The sequence below is a fragment of the Streptococcus mitis genome (assembly GCF_003942865.1).
In the GTDB taxonomy this organism is placed as follows: Bacteria; Bacillota; Bacilli; order Lactobacillales; family Streptococcaceae; genus Streptococcus; species Streptococcus mitis_BI.
This window is the reverse complement of the sequence record NZ_RJNZ01000032.1, coordinates 1-705: the sequence shown is the minus strand read 5'-3', so window position 1 is coordinate 705 and position 705 is coordinate 1. Positions and strand designations below refer to the sequence as shown.

The following is a 705-nucleotide window of genomic DNA, read 5'->3' as shown; positions in this document are numbered from 1 at the left end:
TGCATTTGGTTTAGCTGCGTCTGCTGCTGACTTAGTCAAGTCTGACGCTGGGATAACTGCTGTCTTACCTGCTGGGGTTGTGACTGTCGCATTGCCTTTGTCATCTACAACTACTGTTGCACCTGGATTTACAGCTTTAACTTTATCTTCGATCGCTTTCTTCTCAGCATCTGTAAGTTTTTCTGGATTNGCTACTACTGTCTTATCTGCTGGTTTAACAATGTCATCACCTGCGTTTGGTTTAGCTGCGTCTGCTGCTGACTTAGTCAAGTCCGCTGCTGGGATAACTGCTGTCTTACCTGCTGGGGTTGTGACTGTCGCATTGCCTTTATCGTCTACTACTACAGTTGCACCTGGATTTACAGCTTTAACTTTATCTTCGATCGCTTTCTTCTCTTCTGGAGTGAGAGCTTCTGGATTTGCTACTACTGTCTTATCTGCTGGTTTAACGATGTCATTGCCTGCGTTTGGTTTAGCTGCATCTGCTGCTGACTTAGTCAAGTCTGACGCTGGGATAACTGCTGTCTTACCTGCTGGGGTTGTGACTGTCGCACTGCCTTTNTCNTCTACNACTACNGTTGCACCTGGATTTACAGCTTTAACTTTATCTTCGATCGCTTTCTTCTCAGCATCTGTAAGTTTTTCTGGATTCGCTACTACTGTCTTATCTGCTGGTTTAACAATGTCATCACCTGCGTTTGGTTT

Annotated in this window: 1 pseudogene; it reads right to left on the bottom strand. The window is 45.0% G+C overall.

Annotated elements, in window-relative coordinates:
* Window positions 1–705 (bottom strand): annotated as a pseudogene (locus tag D8845_RS10150) (hypothetical protein); the annotation flags it as partial.